Source organism: Allobosea sp. NPDC055332, from assembly GCF_053645455.1.
The window spans coordinates 760,033-780,675 of sequence record NZ_JBSHMO010000002.1 but is presented as its reverse complement, the minus strand read 5'-3'; the positions used below and the strand labels follow the sequence as shown (position 1 = coordinate 780,675).

The 20,643-nt window shown below is 67.1% G+C and carries 19 protein-coding genes; 7 read left to right on the top strand and 12 right to left on the bottom strand.

What is annotated here, in order from left to right; genetic code table 11:
• Nucleotides 1-31: 31 nt before the first annotated feature.
• The gene (locus ACWIGM_RS12360) at nt 32-1,234 is read left to right on the top strand and encodes an aminotransferase class V-fold PLP-dependent enzyme (RefSeq protein WP_454026229.1); all 1,203 of its coding nucleotides are present in this window, start codon (nt 32-34) and stop codon (nt 1,232-1,234) included.
• A gap of 6 nt (nt 1,235-1,240) precedes the next feature.
• Here ACWIGM_RS12360 and ACWIGM_RS12355 read toward each other — a convergent pair whose 3' ends face one another.
• From ACWIGM_RS12355 to ACWIGM_RS12340, 4 genes are all read right to left on the bottom strand, one after another.
• On the bottom strand, nt 1,241-2,344 hold the full coding sequence (locus ACWIGM_RS12355) for an ABC transporter ATP-binding protein (RefSeq protein ID WP_454026228.1): 1,104 nt from the start codon (nt 2,342-2,344) through the stop codon (nt 1,241-1,243).
• 2 nt (nt 2,345-2,346) lie between these two features.
• Nucleotides 2,347-3,237 (bottom strand): carbohydrate ABC transporter permease, encoded by an 891-nt coding sequence (locus tag ACWIGM_RS12350; protein ID WP_454026227.1) that lies wholly within the window; start codon nt 3,235-3,237, stop codon nt 2,347-2,349.
• Nucleotides 3,234-4,187, bottom strand: a complete 954-nt coding sequence (locus ACWIGM_RS12345) for a carbohydrate ABC transporter permease (protein ID WP_454026226.1) — start codon at nt 4,185-4,187, stop codon at nt 3,234-3,236. The genes ACWIGM_RS12350 and ACWIGM_RS12345 overlap by 4 nt, the downstream gene beginning before the upstream one ends.
• Nucleotides 4,188-4,250: 63 nt before the next feature.
• On the bottom strand, nt 4,251-5,498 hold the full coding sequence (locus ACWIGM_RS12340) for an ABC transporter substrate-binding protein (protein WP_454026225.1): 1,248 nt from the start codon (nt 5,496-5,498) through the stop codon (nt 4,251-4,253).
• Between the two features lie 370 nt (nt 5,499-5,868).
• Between ACWIGM_RS12340 and ACWIGM_RS12335 the strand changes: the two genes are divergently transcribed.
• The gene (locus ACWIGM_RS12335) at nt 5,869-6,282 is read left to right on the top strand and encodes a hypothetical protein (protein ID WP_454026224.1); all 414 of its coding nucleotides are present in this window, start codon (nt 5,869-5,871) and stop codon (nt 6,280-6,282) included.
• A 17-nt stretch (nt 6,283-6,299) separates the two neighbouring features.
• Here ACWIGM_RS12335 and ACWIGM_RS12330 read toward each other — a convergent pair whose 3' ends face one another.
• The 4 genes from ACWIGM_RS12330 to rplS form a co-directional block, all read right to left on the bottom strand.
• Nucleotides 6,300-7,340, bottom strand: a complete 1,041-nt coding sequence (locus tag ACWIGM_RS12330; protein WP_454026223.1) for an HlyD family secretion protein — start codon at nt 7,338-7,340, stop codon at nt 6,300-6,302.
• A complete protein-coding gene (locus tag ACWIGM_RS12325; protein ID WP_454026222.1) occupies nt 7,337-8,971 on the bottom strand; it encodes an efflux MFS transporter permease in 1,635 nt (544 codons plus the stop codon). Before ACWIGM_RS12325 ends, ACWIGM_RS12330 begins: the two co-directional genes overlap by 4 nt.
• The gene (locus tag ACWIGM_RS12320) at nt 8,968-9,414 is read right to left on the bottom strand and encodes a MarR family winged helix-turn-helix transcriptional regulator (protein ID WP_454026221.1); all 447 of its coding nucleotides are present in this window, start codon (nt 9,412-9,414) and stop codon (nt 8,968-8,970) included. The genes ACWIGM_RS12325 and ACWIGM_RS12320 overlap by 4 nt, the downstream gene beginning before the upstream one ends.
• 188 nt (nt 9,415-9,602) lie before the next feature.
• The gene (gene rplS / locus ACWIGM_RS12315) at nt 9,603-9,986 is read right to left on the bottom strand and encodes a 50S ribosomal protein L19 (protein WP_454026220.1); all 384 of its coding nucleotides are present in this window, start codon (nt 9,984-9,986) and stop codon (nt 9,603-9,605) included.
• 185 nt (nt 9,987-10,171) lie between these two features.
• Between rplS and ACWIGM_RS12310 the strand changes: the two genes are divergently transcribed.
• A complete protein-coding gene (locus ACWIGM_RS12310; protein ID WP_454026219.1) occupies nt 10,172-10,960 on the top strand; it encodes an SDR family NAD(P)-dependent oxidoreductase in 789 nt (262 codons plus the stop codon).
• A 104-nt stretch (nt 10,961-11,064) separates the two neighbouring features.
• Here ACWIGM_RS12310 and ACWIGM_RS12305 read toward each other — a convergent pair whose 3' ends face one another.
• Nucleotides 11,065-11,928 (bottom strand): NmrA family NAD(P)-binding protein, encoded by an 864-nt coding sequence (locus ACWIGM_RS12305; RefSeq protein WP_454026218.1) that lies wholly within the window; start codon nt 11,926-11,928, stop codon nt 11,065-11,067.
• 91 nt (nt 11,929-12,019) lie between these two features.
• Here ACWIGM_RS12305 and ACWIGM_RS12300 point away from each other — a divergent pair, with 91 nt between their 5' ends.
• The 3 genes from ACWIGM_RS12300 to ACWIGM_RS12290 all read left to right on the top strand — a co-directional run bounded on the left by ACWIGM_RS12300 (nt 12,020) and on the right by ACWIGM_RS12290 (nt 16,703).
• Nucleotides 12,020-12,364: a winged helix-turn-helix transcriptional regulator gene (locus tag ACWIGM_RS12300; RefSeq protein WP_454026217.1), complete on the top strand. Its 345-nt coding sequence runs from the start codon at nt 12,020-12,022 to the stop codon at nt 12,362-12,364.
• 215 nt (nt 12,365-12,579) lie between these two features.
• Entirely contained in the window at nt 12,580-14,658 is a 2,079-nt protein-coding gene (locus ACWIGM_RS12295) for an elongation factor G (RefSeq protein ID WP_454026216.1), read from the top strand.
• A 326-nt stretch (nt 14,659-14,984) separates the two neighbouring features.
• Nucleotides 14,985-16,703, top strand: a complete 1,719-nt coding sequence (locus ACWIGM_RS12290) for an AMP-binding protein (protein WP_454026215.1) — start codon at nt 14,985-14,987, stop codon at nt 16,701-16,703.
• Nucleotides 16,704-16,710: 7 nt separating this feature from the next.
• Here ACWIGM_RS12290 and ACWIGM_RS12285 read toward each other — a convergent pair whose 3' ends face one another.
• The 3 genes from ACWIGM_RS12285 to dapF form a co-directional block, all read right to left on the bottom strand.
• Complete coding sequence (locus tag ACWIGM_RS12285; RefSeq protein ID WP_454026214.1) at nt 16,711-17,280, bottom strand: hypothetical protein; 570 nt, start codon at nt 17,278-17,280, stop codon at nt 16,711-16,713.
• A 73-nt stretch (nt 17,281-17,353) separates the two neighbouring features.
• Nucleotides 17,354-18,631 (bottom strand): tRNA (N(6)-L-threonylcarbamoyladenosine(37)-C(2))-methylthiotransferase MtaB, encoded by a 1,278-nt coding sequence (mtaB, locus tag ACWIGM_RS12280; RefSeq protein ID WP_454026213.1) that lies wholly within the window; start codon nt 18,629-18,631, stop codon nt 17,354-17,356.
• Nucleotides 18,631-19,515: a diaminopimelate epimerase gene (gene dapF, locus ACWIGM_RS12275; protein ID WP_454026212.1), complete on the bottom strand. Its 885-nt coding sequence runs from the start codon at nt 19,513-19,515 to the stop codon at nt 18,631-18,633. The genes mtaB and dapF overlap by 1 nt, the downstream gene beginning before the upstream one ends.
• Before the next feature lie 213 nt (nt 19,516-19,728).
• Between dapF and ACWIGM_RS12270 the strand changes: the two genes are divergently transcribed.
• Nucleotides 19,729-20,535, top strand: coding sequence for a GyrI-like domain-containing protein (locus ACWIGM_RS12270; protein ID WP_454026211.1), 807 nt, complete (start codon nt 19,729-19,731; stop codon nt 20,533-20,535).
• The last annotated feature ends 108 nt before the right edge of the window (nt 20,536-20,643 follow it).

Genomic DNA, 20,643 nt, shown 5'->3' with positions numbered 1-20,643 from the left:
GGCAAGGTGGCGGAGCCTGATGATGGACCAGATGACGAATGCTCCCGCGGCGCTCGGTCGATCGCCCTTCGATCTCGCGGCCGAGTTCTCGCGCTTCCGCCAGAACTGGCCGGCCAAGCTGCATTTCGCCGCTCACAGCCATCATTTCTGGCCGGATGCGACGCGCGAGGCCCATCTGCGTGCCTGGGACGATGCCGCCCGCCTCGTCGACGGCAAATGGCAGGAGGTGCTCGGGCCGGTCTGGCAGAAGCTGGCGCAGGGCGTGGCCCGGCATCTCAATCTGCCAGGGATCGATGGGCTCGTCCCGGCCAACAACACCCATGAGTTCGTCAACCGTTTGCTCTCCTGCCTGCCGCGCGAGCGCAAGCCACGCATCCTGACCAGCGATGCCGAATTTCATTCCTTCCGGCGCCAGATCGAGCGGCTCGGAGAGGATGGGCTGATCGAGCTCACCGTCGTGCCGGCCGAGCCTTTCGCCGGCCTCGCGGAGCGATTGATTGCGGCGGCGCAAACCGGCCCCGGCCCTGACATGGTCTTCGTCAGCCAGGTCCAGTTCAATTCCGGCTATGCGCTGACCGATCTGGAAAAACTGGTCGATGGCGTCAGGGCGCCCGGCCGGCTCGTCGTCATCGACGGCTATCACGGCTTCCTGGCCCGGCCGACAGACCTCTCGGGGATCGCCGGCAAGGCCTTCTACATCGCCGGCGGCTACAAATACGCCATGTCGGGCGAAGGCGCGTGCTTCATGCACTGCCCGCCCGGCTTCGCCATGCGGCCGCGCGACACCGGCTGGTACGCCTCCTTCGGCGCGCTCGAGGGGGCACAAGGCGAGATCGGCTATGCGCAGAACGGCTGGCGCTTCATGGGCGCGACCTTCGACCCATCCGGTCTCTACCGCATGGGCGCGATGTTCGACTGGCTCGACGCCAGGGGCCTCGATGTCGCAGCGATCCACGCCCATGCCCATGCCTTGCAGGCGATCTTTGCCGATGGGCTGGCGCAGCGGCCGTGCGGCGTGCTCGCGCTTGAGAACCTTGTCGTGCCCTTGAGCGAGCCGGCGCGTGGCAACTTCCTGACCTTCCGCCACGCCGATGCGGCGGAGTGGCATGAGAAGCTGAAGCAGGCCGGAATCACCGTCGACCTGCGCGGCGATCGCCTGCGTGTCGGCTTCGGGCTCTACCAGAACGCCGACGATGTGCAGACGTTGCTGCAGCGCTTGGCCAGGCTCGCCTGAAGGATCCTAGATCCGCACCTTGCTGATCGGGTCGAACAGCACGGCCTTGTCCAGGTTGAGCGCCAGCCTGCAGGTCTCGCCGGCCTTGACCGGGGCATCGGCGCGCAGGCGCGCGGTCAGCGTCACCTCGCCGCGGCGGGCGATGGCGTAGAGATCGGAACCGGTCGGCTCGACCACCTCGATCTGCATGTCGAGCGGGGCAAGCGCGCCGGCGGACGGGTCGGTGATGGCGGTATCGGTCACTGCCTCCGGCCGGATGCCGAGGATGACCTCCTGGCCGTCGCTCAGGGGCGCGTTGTAGGCGCTGCGCGGCAGGGCGATCTCGATATCCGCGCCGTTCTTGCTGACCAGACCCTTGCCGGCGACATGGCGCAGCGTCAGCAGGTTCATCGCCGGCGAGCCCATGAAATCGGCGACGAAGAGATTGGCCGGCCGGTTGTAGATCTCGTCCGGCGTGCCGACCTGCTGCAATTCGCCGTCGCGCATCACCGCGATCTTGGTGGCGAGCGTCATCGCCTCGATCTGGTCATGCGTGACATAGACGATGGTGTTGCCGGTGCGCTGATGCAGGCGCTTGATCTCGTGCCGCATCTCGACGCGCAGCTTGGCATCGAGATTGGACAGGGGCTCGTCGAACAGGAACACCCGCGGCTTGCGCACCAGAGCGCGTCCCATGGCGACGCGCTGGCGCTGGCCGCCGGAGAGCTGGGCCGGGCGCCGGCCGAGCAGGTGCTCGATCTGCAGCGTCTGAGCCACGGCGCGCACGGCCGCCTCCCGCTCCGGCTTGGGCACGTTGCGCATTTCCAGGGCAAAGGCGATGTTCTGGGCCACCGTCATGTTCGGGTAGAGCGCGTAGGACTGGAACACCATCGCGATGTCGCGCTTCGATGGGGCCAGATGCGTCACCGTCTGGCCGTCGATCAGGATGTCGCCGCTGGTCACCGGCAGCAGCCCGGCGATGGTGTTGAGCAAGGTCGACTTGCCGCAGCCGGACGGGCCGACCAGTACCAGGAAGCCGCCCTTCTCGAGGGTGAGGTTGATGCCCTTGAGCACCGGCGTGGCGCCGATGCGCTCGTGTACGTCGCGTATGTCGAGGAACGCTGCGCTCATGCTCACCCCTTGACCGCTCCGGCCATCAGCCCGCGCACGAAATAGCGGCCGGCGACGATATAGACGAGCAATGTCGGCAGGGCGGCGATCATCGCCGCCGCCATGTGGACGTTGTATTCCTTCACGCCCGTGGAGGAGTTGACCAGATTGTTCAAAGCCACCGTGATCGGCGCCTGGTCGCCGGAGGAGAACGAGACTCCGAACAGGAAGTCGTTCCAGATATTGGTGAACTGGTAGATCACCGTCACTACGATGATCGGCCCCGACGAGGGCAGCAGGATCCGCCAGAAGATCTGGAAGAAGCCGGCCCCGTCGATCTGCGCCGCCTTGACCAGCTCGTCCGGGAAGGCCTCGTAGAAATTGCGGAAGAACAGGGTGGTGAAGCCGAGCCCGTAGACGACATGGACCAGCACCAGCCCGGCGGTGGAGTTGGCGAGACCCATGATGCCGAGCAGCCGCGCCATCGGGATCAGCACGATCTGGAACGGGATGAAGCAGGCGAACAGCATCAGGCCGAAGATCAGCTGGTGGCCGGTGAAGCGCCATTTGGTCAGGACGTAGCCATTGAGCGCCCCCAGCATGGTCGAGATGATCACCGCCGGCACGACCATGCGGAAGGAGTTCCAGAAGAAGCCGCGAATGCCATCGCCATTGACGCTGCCGACGCCGATGCGCGCCTCGCTCCAGGCCTTCTGCCAGGGCTCGAAGGTCACCTCCTGCGGCAGCGACAGCATGGTGCCGCCCCGCAATTCGTCGAGCGATTTCAGCGAGGTGACCACCATGACGAACAGCGGCAGCAGGAACAGCACCGCAAAGATCGCCAGGAGGCCGTAGATCACGATCCGCGAGGCGACGTTGCCGCCGGGACGCATCGCGCTGGCGCCGCTGCTCATCCGCGCCGCTCCCTGAGTTCGGAGTAGAGGTAGGGCACGATGATCGCGGTGATCGTCATCAGCATGATCACGGCGCTCGCGGCGCCGACCGCCATCTGGCTGCGCTCATAGGTGAAGGAATACATGAAGGTCGAGGGCAGCTCGGTGGCGTTGCCGGGGCCGCCGCCGGTGAGCGCCTTGACCAGGTCGTAGGACTTGATCGCCATGTGGGCGAGCACGATGAAGACGGAGAGGAATACCGGCCGCAGCATCGGGATGATGATCCGGCGATAGATGGTGAAGCTTGAGGCGCCGTCGATCTCCGCTGCCTTGACGATCTCGCCGTCGATGCCGCGTAGGCCAGCGAGGAACATCGCCATGACGAAGCCGGAGGCCTGCCAGACGCCGGCGACGACGATCGTGTAGATCGCAGTCTCCGTACTGACCAGCCAGTCGAACTGCGCGTTTTCCCAGCCGAGCCAGCGCACGGGCGCCCATGTCTCCCAGCCCAGCGCGTGCAGGGTGCGCCCGAGGCCGAGCGTCGGGTTGAGGAACCATTGCCAGGCCGTGCCGGTGACGATGAAGGACAGCGCCATCGGGTAGAGGAAGATCGGCCGCAGCACCCCTTCGAAGCGGATGCGCTGGTCGAGCAGGATCGCCAGGGTCAGGCCGATCGCCGTGCACAGCACCAGATAGAGCGAACCGAAGATCGCGAGATTCTGCAGCGCGACATACCAGTTCGGCTGCGACCAGAGCCGTTGATAGGCGTCGAAGCCGATCAACTGATAGACCGGCAGCATGCGCGAGGGGGTGAACGACAGATAGATCGTCCACAGGATGAAGCCGTAGACGAAGACGAGCACGACGGCGAAACTTGGCGCCAGCACCAGCTTCGGCAAGGCGAGGCGCAGCCGTTCGGCCAGGGGAGCCGACGATCTCCCGGCCGCGTCGGTCAAGGGTGCTGCAGTCATGCGCTGGAGTCCGGCGGATGCCGGCGCGCAGGGTGCCGGCATCCGGGAGGGCAGGAGAGGCGGCTACTTGGCAGCGGCGATCGCCGCCGGCAGGCGGGTCAGCGCCTGGTCGGTGGTGAGCTGGCCGTTCAGGTGCTGGGTCACGACGTCGAAGAAGGCGTTCTTGATCGAGTCGGGCTGGGCATAGCCATGGGCGAGCGAGCCGACCATGGTGCCGGCGGCCATCGCCTCGGCGACATCCTTGATGCCCTTCTTGCCGCAGGCGTCGAACTCGGCGTCGGAGACGCCCAGGCGCGCCGGGGCCGAGCCCTTCACCTTGTTGAAGGCGATCTGGAAGCTCGTATCCAGCACGGCCGCCGCCATCTTGTGCTGCGCCGGAATGTCCTTGGTGCCGAGCTTGAACATCATGAACTGGTCGGAATTGAACAGCACATTGCCCTGCGTGCCCGGGAAGCGGATGCAGACGAAGTCCTGCTCCGGCACCTTCTTGGCGCCGATGAACTCGCCCTTGGCCCAGTCACCCATTTCCTGCGCGCCGGCCTCGCCCTTGATCACCATGGCGGTGGAGAGATTCCAGTCGCGGCCGGAGAAGCCCTTGTCGAAATAGCCGCGCAGCCTGGTCATCGTATCGAAGGCCTTGCGCATCGTGTCCGATTTCAGCGCCGCCGGATCGAGCTGGAGCACCGCCTTCTTGTAGAAATCCATGCCACCGATCGAGAGCACCACCGCTTCCCACAAGGTGGTGTCCTGCCAGGGCGAGCCGCCATGGGCGAGGGCGGTGATGCCTTGCGCCTTGAAGGCGTCGAGCATGGCGAAGAACTCGTCGAGGGTCTTGGGCGGCTGCAGGCCGGCCTTGTCGAGCGCCGCCTTGTTGATCCAGAGCCAGTTGGTCGAATGGATGTTGACCGGCGCGGCGACCCAATGGCCGCCATCCTTGGCGAATGCCTTGAGCGGTTCGGGGACCAGCTTTTCCCAGTCATTGGCCTTGGCGACGTCGTCGAGATTGGCTGCGAAGCCCTGCGAGCCCCAATCGCGCAGGTTGAAGCCGAGCAACTGCGCCGCGGTCGGCGGGGTGCCGGCGGTGACCCGGGCGCGCAATGCCGTCATCGCCTGCACGCCGGAGCCGCCGGCGACCGGCATGTCCTTCCAGGCGACACCTTGCTTGCCGAGATTGTCCTTGAGCACGCTCAGCGCGGCGGCCTCGCCGCCGGAGGTCCACCAGTGCAGGACCTCGACCTGCTCCTGTGCCTTGGCGGGGACGAGGCCGAGCAGGCCAGCGGCCAGAACGAATGTGAGCTTCCGGATCGTCATCGTTGTCCACTCCCTGGAAGAATTGCTGGTTCTCGCGTCGGCTCTTTGCCGATCGCCGCCATTTCGATGCAGGGGCGAGCTCACCCGCCCCTCGGTCGGGAAATCATATCGTCGCCGGTCCGCTTCACCCCGCTTGGTTTCGACGTTCCTGCTGGTCTCGCCATGGCGAGGCGATCAATCGCCAGCCTACATCGCAAGGGCGAATTTCTCGGGCCGGTCAACCTAACATGGTGGGATCGAAGCCGACGCGTCAATCCGTGATCCGCATCGGAAATGGATCTGCGCCGCTGGAGAGAATGGTGACGTTGCGGTAGCATCCCGCCCGATCAGCCACCCCCGCGCTGATCGATCGAGCGGACGGAGCTGACGCATGAAGACGCTGCCGGGCCTTGCGATGGCAATTGCACTCGCCTCCCTCGCTCCCGCCTTCGCGCAAGCTCCCGGGAAAGCCGCAGCGTCCCCGGCCGTGCAGAAGGAATTCGACGGCTTCATCGGAAAGTTCCGGGCGGCGCTGAAGGCGAACGATCCGGCGGCCGTCGCCGCCATGACGCGGTTGCCCTATATGGCCGACGCCTCCATCAGCGACGCCGCGCAGTTCCGTGCCAAGGCCTGGCCGCGTGATTTCACCGCCAAGAACCGCACCTGCCTTCAGCGCGCCAAGCCGGTCTACGACCGCGATGGCGCCAGGAACGAAATCTACGCCATCGCCTGCGGCGGCAGCATCTTCACCTTCACGAAGGCGCCGAGCGGCTTCCAGCTCACCGACGTCGATATCGCTGATTGATCAGGTAATGCGGCTTGTCAGCGCTGGGCGGTGTCGACGCTGACCACAACCGACATGCCGGGCGAAAGCCGCGCGGCCAGCTCCTGACCGGGATCGATCGCGATGCGCACCGGGACGCGCTGGGCGATCTTGACGAAATTGCCAGTGGCGTTCTCCGGCCGGATCACGCTGAACTCCGAGCCGGCTGCAGGCGAGAAGCGTTCGATCGTCCCTGTCAGCCTGGCATGGCGCAGCGCATCGACGGTGAAGGAGACCTTCTGGCCGATCCGCATGCCGGGCAGCTGCGTCTCCTTGAAATTGGCGATCACCCAGACCTGGCTCGGCACCAGCGCCATCAATTGCGTGCCGGCCGAGACATACTGCCCGAGCCGGGCCGAGACCTCGCCGAGGCGTCCATCCTGCGGCGCGGTGATGCGGGTATTCTGCAGGTCGATCTCGGCGAGGTGGACGGTGGCCTCGGCGCCCTGGACCGCCGCTTCGAGCGAACCCTTGTTGACGATCGCGCTCTGCACATCCTGACGTGAGACGTCGACGGCGGCGTTGCTCGCCGTCAGCCCGGCCCGGGCCTGGTCGAGCGCCTGCAGGCTCTGATCGGCATTGGTCTGGTTGACGACGCCACGCTCGCGCAGCGGCTCGATCCGGCCCCAATTGGCCTCCGCCGTACGCAAGGCTGCCTCGGCGCTGGCGACATTGGCCTCGCTGGCACGCAAACGTGCCTCCGCGGCGTGGCGGGACTGCTCGGAATTGGCGAGTGCCGCGCGCTGGGCAGCGAGGCTGGCGCGCGCCTGTTCCAGCCGCTGCTGGAAGATGCGCTCGTCGATGCGGACGAGAAGCTGGCCCTGCTTGACCGTGGCGAAATCCTGCACGGCCACCTCGGCGACATAGCCGGCGAGCTGCGGCGCGATCACCGTGACTTGGCCGCGGACATAGGCGTTCTCGGTGGTCTCGATCGCGCTGGCGAAGGGCGGCAACCGCCATGCGTAGAGGATGACGCCGAGCCCGGCGAGGCCGACAGCGAGCGCGATAAAGGTCGAGACGGAGCGGAAGATGCGGGTCATGGCTGGGGCGCAGGTTCAGACGTGGCGGCCGGAGCGGCGAAGCGCTCCCGCAGATTGAGGGCGGCGAGATGGGCAAGTAGGCCAGCGAGCGCGCTGCCGGCGATCACGGCGATCAGCAGGAAGGCGTCGTTGTAGGCGAGCACGGTCGCTTCCCGGATCGCCTGCTGGGCGAGCAGGGTGACGCCCTCGGCTCGCGTCAGTCCGGCGTCGGTCAGCATATGGCCATAGGTGCTGGCGAGCTCCTGGATGCGCTGGGCGACGAGCGGATCGGCCAGTGAAAAATGCTCGGCGAGCTGGCTGTAGTGGAAGCTGGTCCGGAGCGTGATGAAGCTGCCGAACAGCGCCGAGCCGAGCAGGCCGCCGAGACTCTGGGTGAACAGGAAGATCACGAAGAAGCTGAGGATGTAGACCGGCCCGCGCGCCAGCGCCGGGGCAAGGCCCTGTCCCATCGCAGCCGGCAGGAACAGGGCCGAGCCATAGGCCACCAGCGCCTGGCTGAGATGGATGTCATGCGGGCGGGTCAGGCTGGTGGCGCTGCTGTCGAGCAGGGCGCCGGTCATGATACAGATCAGAGCCGCCGCGTAGAAGGCGCTCTCCCGCCCGGGCCGCAGCAGTGCTGCGCAGGTGAAGCCGCCGGCGAGGATCGCCGCCAGGATCACGCCATAGAGCGGCATGGTCTGCTCGTTCTGGAAGCCGAGCGCCTGGAAGAAATTGGAGGCGCCGACCGTCTGCTCGGCCAGCACGATCCGGAAGAGCAGCAGCACCGTGGCATAGTGCAGCGTCGCCGGGCTGGTCAGCCAGCGTATGTCGATCAGCGGGTTCTGCCGGTGCAATTCGACGACCGCCGCCAGCGTCAGGCAGAGGATCGCACCGGCGAAGAGCCAGCCGAGCCAGGGCGCTTCCAGCCACCAGTAGATACGGCCGAGGGAGAGCGCGACGGCGGTGGCGCCGAAGCCGAGCGCGATCAGGAGATAGCTCACGCCGTCGAGCGGGCCGATCACCTTGACCCGCGGCGGCGTGGTCAGTGGCAGGGCGTAGACCAGGCCGAAGGCGACCAGCGCCAGCCCCATCTCGAACAGGGTCAGGCCATGGAAGCCGCCGATCTCGAGCAGGCTCGGCGAGAGCAACCGCGTCACGGGAATGCCGAGCGTGGTGTTGGTCAGCGCCAGTGACAGGCCGACGGTAAGTTTCTGGCGCGGCTGCAGCGGCTCGATCATGTAGAGGAAGGCGAGCGAAGACAGCGGCGCGGCCGCGATGCCGCTCATGAAGCGGACGACCACGGCCGATTGCAGGTCGTGCACGAAGAAATTCAGCAAGGCGGCGACCACGAAGCCGGCGATGCTGATCTCGGCGAAGTTGCGCAGGCCGTACTGCATCCTGATCTTGATCAGCGCGATCGAGAGCGAGACGTTCGGCGCCATATAGGCGGCGATCAGCCAGTTGGTCTCGGCGACGGTGGCGCCGAGATCGCCCTGGATCTGGTAGACATTGGTCGCCACGAGATTGGCGCCGACCTGCTGCGTCATCGCCAGCATCGTCGAAGCCAGCATATAGCCGAGCGCACGGGCGCGGCTCATGCCGGCCGCGGCGGGTGGCGGCGCCGCCTGGGGGGCAGGGGCAGGGGCGTTCATCGATTGACCCGGCTGGCGACGATGTTGTCCGACATCCGGGTGAGGACACGCAAGGCGATCTCCAGCTCGTGCGGGTCGATCCCGTCGAGCACGCCGGCGCGCAGCTCGGCCAGGAAGGCGAGGATATCCTCGGCCTGGGCGCGTGCGATCGGCGTCAGGAAGACGCGCCGGGCGCGGCGGTCGCCTTCGGCGGCGCGGCGCTCGATCATGCCGGTGCGTTCGAGCCCGTCGAGCAGGCGCACCAGCGTCGGCTGCTCGATGTCGAGCAAGCTCGCAAGGTCGGACTGGATCGGCCCGTCGGCCTTGGCGAGCTGCATCAACAGGCGAGCCCGCGAGAGCGTCAGCCCCATGTCGCGAGCGCGCTCGTCGACCAGCGCCCTGAGCTTGCGGTTGGCCGAAGCCAGTTCGGCGGTGAAGGCGGCCTGAAGCTCCGGAGAGTTCATAGTGACCACATAGATAGCTTGCTAATGATATGCTTACATATCAATGCGGTGAGCGCATTTCAATCTCTATTTGGCGGCCTTGATATGCGTATTGGGAATGTTATGCCCCGCGCCTTCGTCGAGCGCCGGCAAACAAAAAACGCGGCCCGAAGGCCGCGTTTCTGAAATCCCGAAGCGGGCAGAAAGGCTTACTTGCCGTCCTTGCCGCCCTTGGCGTCGACGCGTTCGGCGATGCGGGCCGACTTGCCGCGGCGATCGCGCAGGTAATACAGCTTGGCGCGGCGAACCTTGCCCTTGCGGACGACCTTGATCGAGTCGAGGTTCGGCGAATACAGCGGGAAGACGCGCTCGACGCCCTCGCCATAGGAAATCTTGCGGACGGTGAAGCTCTCGTTGAGGCCGCCGCCATTGCGGGCGATCACGACGCCTTCATAGGCCTGGACGCGGCTGCGCTCGCCTTCCTTGACCTTGACGTTGACCTGCACGGTGTCGCCGGGCTGGAAGTGCGGGATCTCCTTGCTCTCGGCGAGCTTGGCGATCTGCTCCTTGTCGAGCTGCTCGATGATGTTCATGGCTATCTCCATGGCCGTGTTCGCGCGGGTAGCGCGGGCTTTCGGCTCGCTGTTTTCAGTTGAGGGCGTGGCCATACAGGAGAGCGGGGCTCTTGTCGAGCGCCGCTGAGCCGGCGGAAGGGTTTTGCCTTGGCCGGTCGCCCTGCCTATGGTCGCCGCCTCGCTTGAGCTTTCCGGATCGCATCATGCCGCAAGACATCGCCAAAGTCGCCCTCATCACCGGGGCCGCGCGCGGAATCGGGCTGGCGACCGCCAAGCGCTTCCTTGCCGACAACTGGCGTGTCGCTTTGCTCGACATCGACGAGCCGCAGCTGGCGCAGGCGATGGCCGAGCTCGACGCGCCGACGGTGACGATGTCAATCGGCTGCGACGTCGCCATGCCCGCGCAGGTCGCGGCGGCGGTCGATGCGGTGGTCGAGCGCTTCGGCCGGCTCGACGCCCTCGTCAACAATGCCGGCACCGCCGTGTTCAAGCTATTGCTGGAGACAACCTATGTTGAATGGCAGCGTGTGCTAGCGGTCAATCTCGATGGGCCGTTCCTGACGACGCAGGCCGCTGCGCCGGTAATGGCCGACAATGGCGGCGGCGCCATCGTCAACATCACCTCGATCTCGGGCCTGCGCGCCTCGACGCTGCGTGTCGCCTACGGGACCAGCAAGGCAGCATTGGCCCATCTCACCAAGCAGCAGGCGGCCGAGCTCGCCGGGCTCGGCATCCGCGTCAACGCCGTCGCGCCCGGCCCGGTCGAGACGGCGATGGCTAAGGCGGTGCATAGCCCCGAGATCCGTGCGGATTATCACGACGCCATCCCGCTCGCCCGCTATGGCGCGGAAGAGGAACTCGCCGAGGCGATCTTCTTCCTGTGCAGCGACCGGGCGAGCTACATCACCGGCCAGGTGCTCGCCGTCGATGGCGGCTTCGACGCGGTCGGGATCGGCCTGCCGACATTGCGTGGGCAAAGGCGCAACCGCTGAGTCGTCATTGCGAGCGAAGCGAAGCAATCCAGAAGGACGTAGCGCTCTGCCGCTGCTGGATTGCTTCGTCGCTTCGCTTCTCGCAATGACGATGATTGTCGCGCCTAACCCAGCAGCCCGGCCAGCGCCTCCTTCAACGTGACGCTGCCGCGGCGCGTCTCGCCGACCTCCTCGAAGCCGGCCCGGCCGGCGTTCATGGCATCGTACAGCCCGGCCAGCTCGCGCGCATGGCTCGCGCTGAGCCCGGCGGCGATGAGGCCGGGTTCCCACTCCTCGCGCGGCGTCGGCACAGCCGCTACCGGCTTGCCGAGCAACTCGCCGAGCGTTTGCGCGGCGTCCTCCGGCGAATACTCCGCCGGCCCCTTCAGGTTGACGATGCGCTCGCCGGCGTGCGGGCGAGTGAGCTCGGCAGCCGCCTGCCGGCCGACATCGACCGCGGAGACGGTCTCGCCTGCGGCGTCGAGCGGCTGGCGCATGCTCGGCAGGATGCCGTGCTCGGCCGCGACAGCGAGGACGCTACCCCAGTTCTCCATGAACTCGGTCGCGCGGATGAAGGTCAGCGACGGCGCTGCGCCGCGCAAAGCCTGCTCGAAATCGTGCAGCGCCCGCACGATGCCCGTGCCTTCCGTGCGATGGGCGCCGCTCGACGACAGCGCCACCACATGCGGGACGCCGGCGCGGCGGATCGCCTCGGCGATCGCTGCGCCATTCTTTGCCGCGGCGGCGAAGACGTCCTCGGCGGCGTGCGGCACCGGGTTCAGGACATAAACCGCATCGGCACCGGTGAAGGCTGCCGTCAGCGCCTCGACATCATCGAGATCGGCCTTTGCCAGCAAGGCGCCCGTCTCGGCCAGCGCCGTGGCGCGGCTCGGCTCGCGGACGACCGCCCTGACCGCATGACCTGCTGCGAGCGCAGCCGCCAAAGCCGCGCCGCCCGTCTGTCCCGTCGCTCCCATGATCGCAAACATCCAAGTCCTCCATCGGTTGATGGAGCCGGGATAACAGGGCAGTATCAGGAGCGTAAGTACGCACAATTTTTATACCAGATTGGAGCAGCCGATGCGTCCGTCGCTCAAGGACATCCCCTTTGTCTGGTGCCCGGTGGAGGCGACGATCGACGTGATCGGCGGCAAGTGGAAGGCGCTGATCCTGTTCCAGCTGACGCGTGGCCCCTGCCGCTTCAACGCGCTGCGCCGGCTCCTGCCGCATGTGACGCAGCGGATGATGACCCTGCAGCTGCGGGCGCTGGAGGAGGACGGCATTATCTCGCGCAGCGTGCAGGAGACGGTGCCGCCCAAGGTCGAATATGCGCTGACCGAGCAAGGCTGGGCGCTTGCGCCGATCTTCGATGCGATGGCTCATTGGGGGCAGGCGCATGGTCCGCGCCGGTCGGAGCCGGCCTGAGCCAGCGGCAATATTCCGCTTGCGCCGGCTCCGGAACGGCGCGAACCTGCCTTCCGACATCCCTCTTCGACGGCCGCCCGACCCTGTCGGGCCTGTGCGACCGCCGCCTTTCCGGCGTGGGCGCTCCATTCCCGTTCCCGCCGGTCAACCGCCGCCCCGGACGAAAAGGCTTCAACGCCACCGTCCGCGCGCGGCCCGAACCGAAGGAGGACGACATGGCTGCGACGTCCGGCAATGGAGGACGCTCACCCGGAGACAGAGGCAGGGGGCCGCGATGCATCGCCCTCGTCGGTCCCTTCCAGAGCGGCAAGACCAGTCTGTTCGAGAGCATATTGGAGCGTTGCGGCGCAGTCTCGCGCGCCGGCTCCGTCAAGACGAAGAATAGCGTCGGCGACGCCTCCCCCGAAGCGCGCTCCCATCAGATGAGCACCGAGCCCAATGTCGCGACCGTCGAGTTCATGGGCGAGCGCTATACTTTCATCGACTGCCCCGGCTCCGTCGAATTCCTGCACGAGATGCGCCATGTCCTGCCGGCGGTGGACGCCGCGGTCGTGGTCTGCGAGGCCGACGACCGCAAGGCGCCTGCGCTGGAGCTCGTGCTGCGCGAGCTCGAGGAAGCCGACATCCCGCGCTTCCTCTTCCTGAACAAGATCGATTCCGCCTCGCGGCGCGTGCGCGAGACACTCGGATTGCTGCAGCGCGCCTCGCGCACCCCGCTGCTGCTGCGGCAGATCCCGATCTGGCAGGGCGGTATCGCCGTCGGCTTCATCGACCTCGCATTGGAGCGGGCCTTCATCTATCGCGAGCATGCGCCGAGCGAGGTCGTGCCGCTGGCGCCCGAAGAGATCGAGCGCGAGCGCGACGCCCGCTTCTCGATGCTGGAAAAGCTCGCCGACTATGACGACGAGCTGATGGAAGGCCTGCTCGGCGACATCGAGCCGCCGCGGGACCTCGTCTTCGACGATCTCGCCCGCGAGCTCAAGGAACGCCACGTCGTGCCCGTGCTGATCGGCGCGGCCGAGCGCGGCAACGGCGTGACCCGGCTGCTCAAGGCGCTGAGGCACGAGGCGCCGTCCCTGGAGGTGACACGCGGGCGGATCGGCGTGGTCGACAGCGGCGCGCCGCTCGCCCTGGTGCTCAAGACCTGGCAGTCCGGCCAGGGTGGCAAGCTCTCGTTGGCCCGCGTGCTGCGCGGGCGGATGGCCGAAGGCGACGTGATCACTTCATCCGGCGGCGTCGAGGCCCGTATCGCCGGCGTGCTCGAGCTCAAGGGCTCCGAGCAACAGCGTCGCCCGGTGGCGGAGGAGGGCGAGGTCGTCGCCTTCGCCCGGCTCGAAGGGATACGCACCGGCGATGCGGTCGCGGTCGGCAAGGTCCGGCCCGACATCGTCAGCGCCGTCGCGCCGCCCGAGGCGGTCCACGCGCTCTCGGTCGGCGTCAAGGACCGCAAGGACGATGTCAGGCTCAACACCGGCCTCGCCAAGCTGATTGAGGAGGATCCGGCGCTCTCACTCGAACATCGCGCCGAGTTCGGCGAGATGCGCCTCTCCGGCCAGGGCGAGATGCATCTGCGCGTCGCACTCGAACGGCTCGCCGCGCGCTACGGCGTCAATGTCGACAGCGGCGCGACCCAGATCGGCTATCGCGAGACCCTGCGCGGCAAGGCCAGCGCCCGTGGCCGGCACCGCAAGCAGAGTGGTGGCCATGGCCAGTTCGGCGATGTCGTATTGGAAATCGCCCCGCTGCAGCGCGGTGAGGGCATCCGCTTCGTCGACCGCATCACCGGCGGCGTCGTGCCGAAGCAATACATCTCCTCGGTCGAGGCCGGGGTGCGCGACTATTGCCAGCGCGGCCCGCTCGGCTTTCCGCTCGTCGATATCGAGGTGACGCTGACGGACGGCTCCTATCACACGGTCGATTCCTCCGACATGGCGTTCCGCCAGGCGGCGCGGATCGCGATGGGCGAGGCCTGCCCGCAAGCCAGGCCCGTGCTGCTGGAGCCGATCCTGGCGGTCGAGATCGTGATTCCTTCGGACGCGATGTCGCGGGCCTCGGCGATCGTCTCGGCAAGGCGCGGCCAGATCCTCGGCTATGACGCGCGGCCCGGCTGGCGCGGCTGGGACCAGATCAACGCGTTGATGCCGGAGGCGGAGATGAGCGGACTGATCGTCGAACTACGCTCGGCGACCGCCGGCGTCGGCTCGTTCAGTGCCCGTTTCGACCATCTTGCCGAGCTCGCCGGCAAGCCGGCCGATGCGGTCGTCGCGGCGCAGGCGATGGCACAGGCGCGCTAGAGCCCGTTCCGGCCCGCTTGCGCGGCGGGCCGGTCGGGAGGTTTAGTGTAGACTAAAGTCTACATACTAAGTGAGAGGGGCGGATTTGGCGCTGGCCCCAGGCTGGCGCGTTGCTGGCGATCCGGCAGAGCGCTGCCTTCGGCCTGTTGCAGCGCAAAAGTTTATATGTAAACTTTCTTGCGGCGAGCGCTTGCGCCCGCCGCAAGGCTTGCGCAGTGTAGCGCAGGACAATCAGAAGGTGCGGACCGCGACCGGCCGACGGCCGAGTGTCCGCCACGCGGTACCCACGCCCGGCAACAGGGCGGGCCGCCGAGGGGAGGGTGAAGATGACGGTTCTTTCCGCGGTTCAGGCGACATCGGATGCGCGTCCCTGGCTGGCGCATTATCCGCCGGCCGTGCCGCCGACCATCGACGAGGCCAAGGTCGGCACGCTCGCCGACCTGATCCGCGGGGCCTACGAGACCTACCCTGATCGCCAGGCCTTCGAGAGCTTCGGCAAATCGATCAGCTTTGCCGAGGTCGGGCGCGCGGCGCGGGCCTTCGCCGCCTGGCTGCAGGCGCAGGGCTTCAAGAAGGGCGACCGCATCGCGCTGATGATGCCGAACATCCTCGCCAATCCGGTGACGATCTTCGGCACGCTGCTCGGCGGCTTCACCGTGGTCAACGTCAACCCGCTCTACACCGCCCGCGAGCTGACGCATCAGCTCAACGATTCCGGCGCGCGCGCGCTGGTGGTGATCGAGAACTTCGCCCATGTCGTCGAAGAGGCGCGGCCCAATCTCAAGCTGGAGTCGATCGTCATCGCCACTGCGGGCGATCTGATGGGCTTCAAGGGGGCGATCGTCAATTTCGTCGCCCGCAAGATCAAGAAGGTGGTCAAACCTTACAATCTGCCGGGCGCGGTGCCGCTCAAGACGATCCTCGCACAGCCGGGGACGATGACCCCGGTCACCGTTACGCCCGAGGATGTCGCCTTCCTGCAATACACCGGCGGCACGACCGGCATCGCCAAGGGGGCGACGCTGACCCATCACAACGTCGCCTCCAATGTCGCGCAATGCGCGCTCTGGCTCGGCTGGGAGCTCGAGGCGCCGCATGGTCGCGGCGACTACCAGCACGTCATGGTGACGGCGCTGCCGCTCTACCACATCTTCGCCTTGACCTGCTGCTGCATGTTTATGTTGCGTATCGGCGCCAAGAGCCTGCTGATCGCCAATCCGCGTGACATCGCCGGTTTCGTGAAGATTCTGAAAGGAAGCCGGTTCACGCTCTTCTCCGGCGTCAACACGCTCTACAATGCGCTCGCCAGCCATCCCGAAATCAAGGATGTGGATTTCTCGGAACTGCGCTTCGCCATCGCCGGCGGCATGGCGACACAGGCCGCCGTCGCCAAGCGCTGGAAAGACGCCACCGGCCGGCCGATCATCGAAGGTTATGGCCTGTCGGAGACGTCACCGGTCGCCTCGGTCAACCGCACCGACATCACCGAGTTCACCGGCACGATCGGATATCCGCTGTCTTCGACCGATTTCGCCATTCGCGACGCCGAGGGCAATGACATGCCGGCTGGCGAGGCTGGCGAGATCTGCATTCGCGGGCCGCAGGTGATGGCCGGCTACTGGAACCGGCCGGACGAGACCGCCAAGGTGATGACGGCGGATGGCTTCTTCCGAACCGGCGATGTCGGCGTCCTCCTGCCGGACGGGCAGGTCAAGGTCGTCGACCGGATGAAGGACATGGTCATCGTCTCCGGCTTCAATGTCTATCCGAACGAGGTCGAGGACGTGCTCGCCAAGCATCCCGGCGTGCTGGAATCGGCCGTGATCGGCCTTCCGGACGAGCATTCCGGCGAAGCGGTGACGGCCTTCGTGGTCAAGCGCAACCCGGCCGTAACGGCAGAGGAGCTGCGCGCGTTCTGCAAGGAGAACCTGACCGGCTACAAGGTGCCCAAGCACATCATCTTCCGCGACGCGCTGCCCAAGACCAATGTCGGCAAGGTGTTGCGTCGGGCACTGCGCGAGGAGGTCGCCGCCCAGAAGGGCTGAGCGCGGCCTATTCCGGTGCGTGGATCGTCGCGCGCAGGGCCTTGAGCTGCGGAAGCGCGGCGGCAAGGCCGGCCTGATCGGTGGCACAGATCAGGGCGGTGCGGCCCTTGGCCGTCTCCACGGTCGAGGTGAACATGCGCACGTTCTGCGCATTCGGGCCGGCCTTGGGCGCGACGATCAGCTCGACGCCGGTGAAGCCCTGATGCTCGAACAGCTTGAGATCGGACACGGTGCCGATCGTCTCGAACATCTCGCGATAGAGCTGCTGCCATTCCGGCTTGGCCATCTGCTCGTTGATGGTCTCGCGCGTCAGCTGGGCGTTCTGTGTCGCCCGCTTGAAACCGAGCGTGCAGAGCTGGCCGGTGCTGTTGACGACCTTCGGCGTGCCGGTCTTCGAGTTGATGTCGATCGTCACCTCGAATTGCGGATGCGGCTTGCCGGCTTCCGCCTTGAAGCCCGCCGGCGGCGTGACGGACAGGCCGGTTGCCGCATCGCCATAGGATTGTGCGGCGGCGGCGCCGGCGAGCAGGCTGGCGGCGAGGGCGACGGGCAAGCGAAGCGGTCTGATCATGGCCACGGGCTGGTTCCTGATTGCGACAGCGGCGAGATGAGCGAAGTTCTGCGGGCTATGAGCGGCAAGCAACGGCCGGTCAAGCCGCCAGCAAGCATTTGCCGGCCCGGGTGTGTGCTGTCACCGGCAGGATCTGACCGGGCGCGACGCTGCGGTTGAAGCGCACCAGCGTGAAATCCTCGGCCCGCCCGCTGTCGCCGCGCTCGGTCAGCACCGAAAGCGGCCGGCCGATGCGGGCGGCAAGATGCCGCGCATGGGCGGCCTCTGCCGCTTCGCGCAAGCGGCCTGCGCGCTCCTTGATCACGCTGCCGGCGACCTGCGGCATGCGTGCCGCCGGAGTGCCCGGCCGGGCCGAAAACGGGAAGCCGTGAACATAGGACAGGCCGCAGTCCTCGATCAAAGCAAGGGTGCGCGAGAACATCGCCTCGTCCTCGGTCGGGAAACCGGCGATCAGGTCGGCGCCGAAGACGATATCGGGTCTCAACTCGCGCATCTCGGCACAGAAGCGGACGGCGTCGGCGCGGCTATGGCGACGCTTCATCCGTTTCAGGACGAGGTCGTCGCCTGATTGCAGCGACAGGTGCAGATGCGGCATCAACCGCGGCTCTACGGCGATGAGAGCGCGCAGCTCGTCATCGACCTCGACGGCGTCGAGCGAGGACAGGCGCAGACGCTGCAGTTCGGGCAGCGCGGCGAGGATCGCGCCGACGAGCGCGCCGAGCGTCGGCGCTCCCGGCCGCTCCCGGCCGTAGCTCGTCAGATCGACTCCGGTCAGCACGATCTCGCTGGCGCCGTCCGCAACGAGACGGCGCGCCTGCGCCACGACATCCTCAACGGGGGCCGAGCGCGCATTGCCGCGTCCGAGGGGGATGACGCAGAAGGTGCAGCGATGGTCGCAGCCGTTCTGCACCTGCAGGAAACCGCGCGTGTGCTGGCCGAGGGCCTGGGTGCGCTGAGGGGTTGTGTCGCGCGCCTGCATGATGTCGCCGACAATGATCTTGCCCGACGGATCGTCCGATGGGCTCGGGGAGCGCAGGCTGTTCGAGCCGGCGAGAGCCTGCCAGCTCGCGATGTCGAGTTTCTCGGCATTGCCGAGCACCCGCGCCACCTCCGGCATGGCGGCGAAACGCGCGGGTTCGATCTGCGCCGCGCAACCGGTGACGACGATCGGGCGCGCCGGCTGCTCGCGGGCGAGCCGGCGGATCGCCTGGCCGGCCTGGCGTACGGCCTCCGCCGTCACGGCGCAGGTGTTGATCACCGCGACATCGGCGAGGCCGGCGGCCAGCGCCTGCCGTTCGATCGTCTCGCTCTCGACGAGGTTCAGCCGGCAGCCGAAGGTGACGAGCTCGACGCCCATCAGGCGACGGCGGCGAAGAGGCCGGGCTCCAATACGCCGTCCCAGTCGAGCGCGGCAGGCCCGGTCATCAGCACATGGCCGTCGCTCTCGCGCCATTCGATGACGAGGTCGCCGCCGGGCAGGCTGACAGTCGCCTTCCGGTCGGAAAACTCGCGGCGCACCGCGGCGACCAGCGCCGCGCAGGCGCCCGAGCCGCAGGCGCGGGTGATGCCGGCGCCGCGCTCCCAGACCCGCAGCACGATATGGTCCGGCGCCTTGACGGCGGCGAGGCCGATATTGGCCCGGTCCGGGAAGATCGGATGGTTCTCCAGCAGCGGGCCGATCTGCTCGAGATTGAAGCGATAGGGATCGTCGACGAAGAAGACGGCGTGCGGATTGCCCATGCTGACGGCGCAGGGCGTGTGCAGGATCGGATCGTCGATCGGCCCGATCTGCAGTTCGAAGCGGCTGGTGTCCTCGAAAGGCTCGGCCAGCGGGATCTCGTCCCAGGCGAGGCGCGGCGCGCCCATGTCGACGGTGAAGACGGCTTCCGACAGGCGCGCCACCGGCAGGAGGCCGGCCTTGGTCTGCAGCAGCAGGCCGTCGCGGCCGGCTTGCCCCATCTGCGGGTCGGCGGTCATTGCCCAGGCGACGCAGCGGGTGCCGTTGCCGCAGGCGCCGGCCTCGGAGCCGTCGGTGTTGTAGATGCGGACATAGGCGTCGATGCCCGACGCCTTCGCGTCGTGCAGCACCATCAGCTGGTCGAAGCGGGTGCGCTCCTGGCTCGCGATGGCGCGTGCCTCGGCTTCGCTGACGACATGCTTCGTCCCGCGCAGGTCGAGCACGGTGATCTCGTTGCCGAGTCCGTTCATCTTGAGGAACCGGCGATTGGCGAGGGCGTTCATATGGTCACACGTCGTTGATGATGCGGGTATATGAGCCTGACGCCGAAAAAATGCCACCCTTCGCGATCTTCCTGCCGTAACGGGATCGTCGTAGCGTGCGGCACGGCGCGAATCGATCGTGTCAGCTCGGGATGTTCGGGTATGCGGCAGTCGAGATTCAGCGCGCTTCTTCTAGCGTTCGCCTTCGTTCACCCGGCCGCCGCGCAGACGCGCGTGGCGCCGCCGACCGCTGTCGAGAGCACGCCGCTCGCCGCGCCGCCGGGAACGGCGACGCCGGCACAGAACGCGCAGCCTGCCCAGCAGGCTCCGACCCAGACTCAGGCCAATCCGCCGGTCCCGGCCGAGCCGCAGCCCGTGCAGCCGCCCCCGGCACCGCAGACGCCGGTTGTGCCCCAGCCGGTCCAGCCTGCCCCGACGCCGCAGACGCCGATCGAGCCGCAACCCGTCCAGCCGCCGCCGACACTGCCCAATCCGCAGTCGGCGCCGCCCGTGCAGCAACAGCAGACGGGCGCCCCCAACCCCAATGCGACGCTCGCCGGCAAGCCGGGCGACCCCTCGGATGTCGACGAAGTCCCGCTGACCGCCAAGCCCGTCTTGCTGCTCGCCGGCCAGTCGAGCTGGGATCAGGGCTTCCAGAAGCTCTCGGAGGCGATCGGGCTGCTGCGCGGCGAGGCCGACAAGGCCGGGCTCAAGGTCGCCGGCCGGCCGCTGACCCTGTTCGTCGAGACCGACGACAACGGTTTCAAATTCGAGGCGATGCTGCCGGTCGACAGGGCGGCGGACGCAGCAAAGCCGCTGGCGACCGGCGTGCGCAATGGGCAGTCACCGGCGGGACGCTCGCTGCGCTTCGTCCACACGGCGCCCTATGACGACATCGATTCGACCTATGAGACGATCACGGCCTATCTCGAGGCCAAGAACATCGTCGTGAAGGACGCTTTCCTCGAGGAATATGTCAGCGACCTCAAGGATCCCGGTGATCCCAACCTCGAGATCAACGTCTACGTTCAGCCGAAATAGGGCACAGCTCCTTGCCGTCATGGGCAGGCTCGTCCCGACCACCCACGTCTTTGCTTCAGTGATGGAATTCGGTGTTCAAGACGTGGATGCTCGCCACAAGGGCGAGCA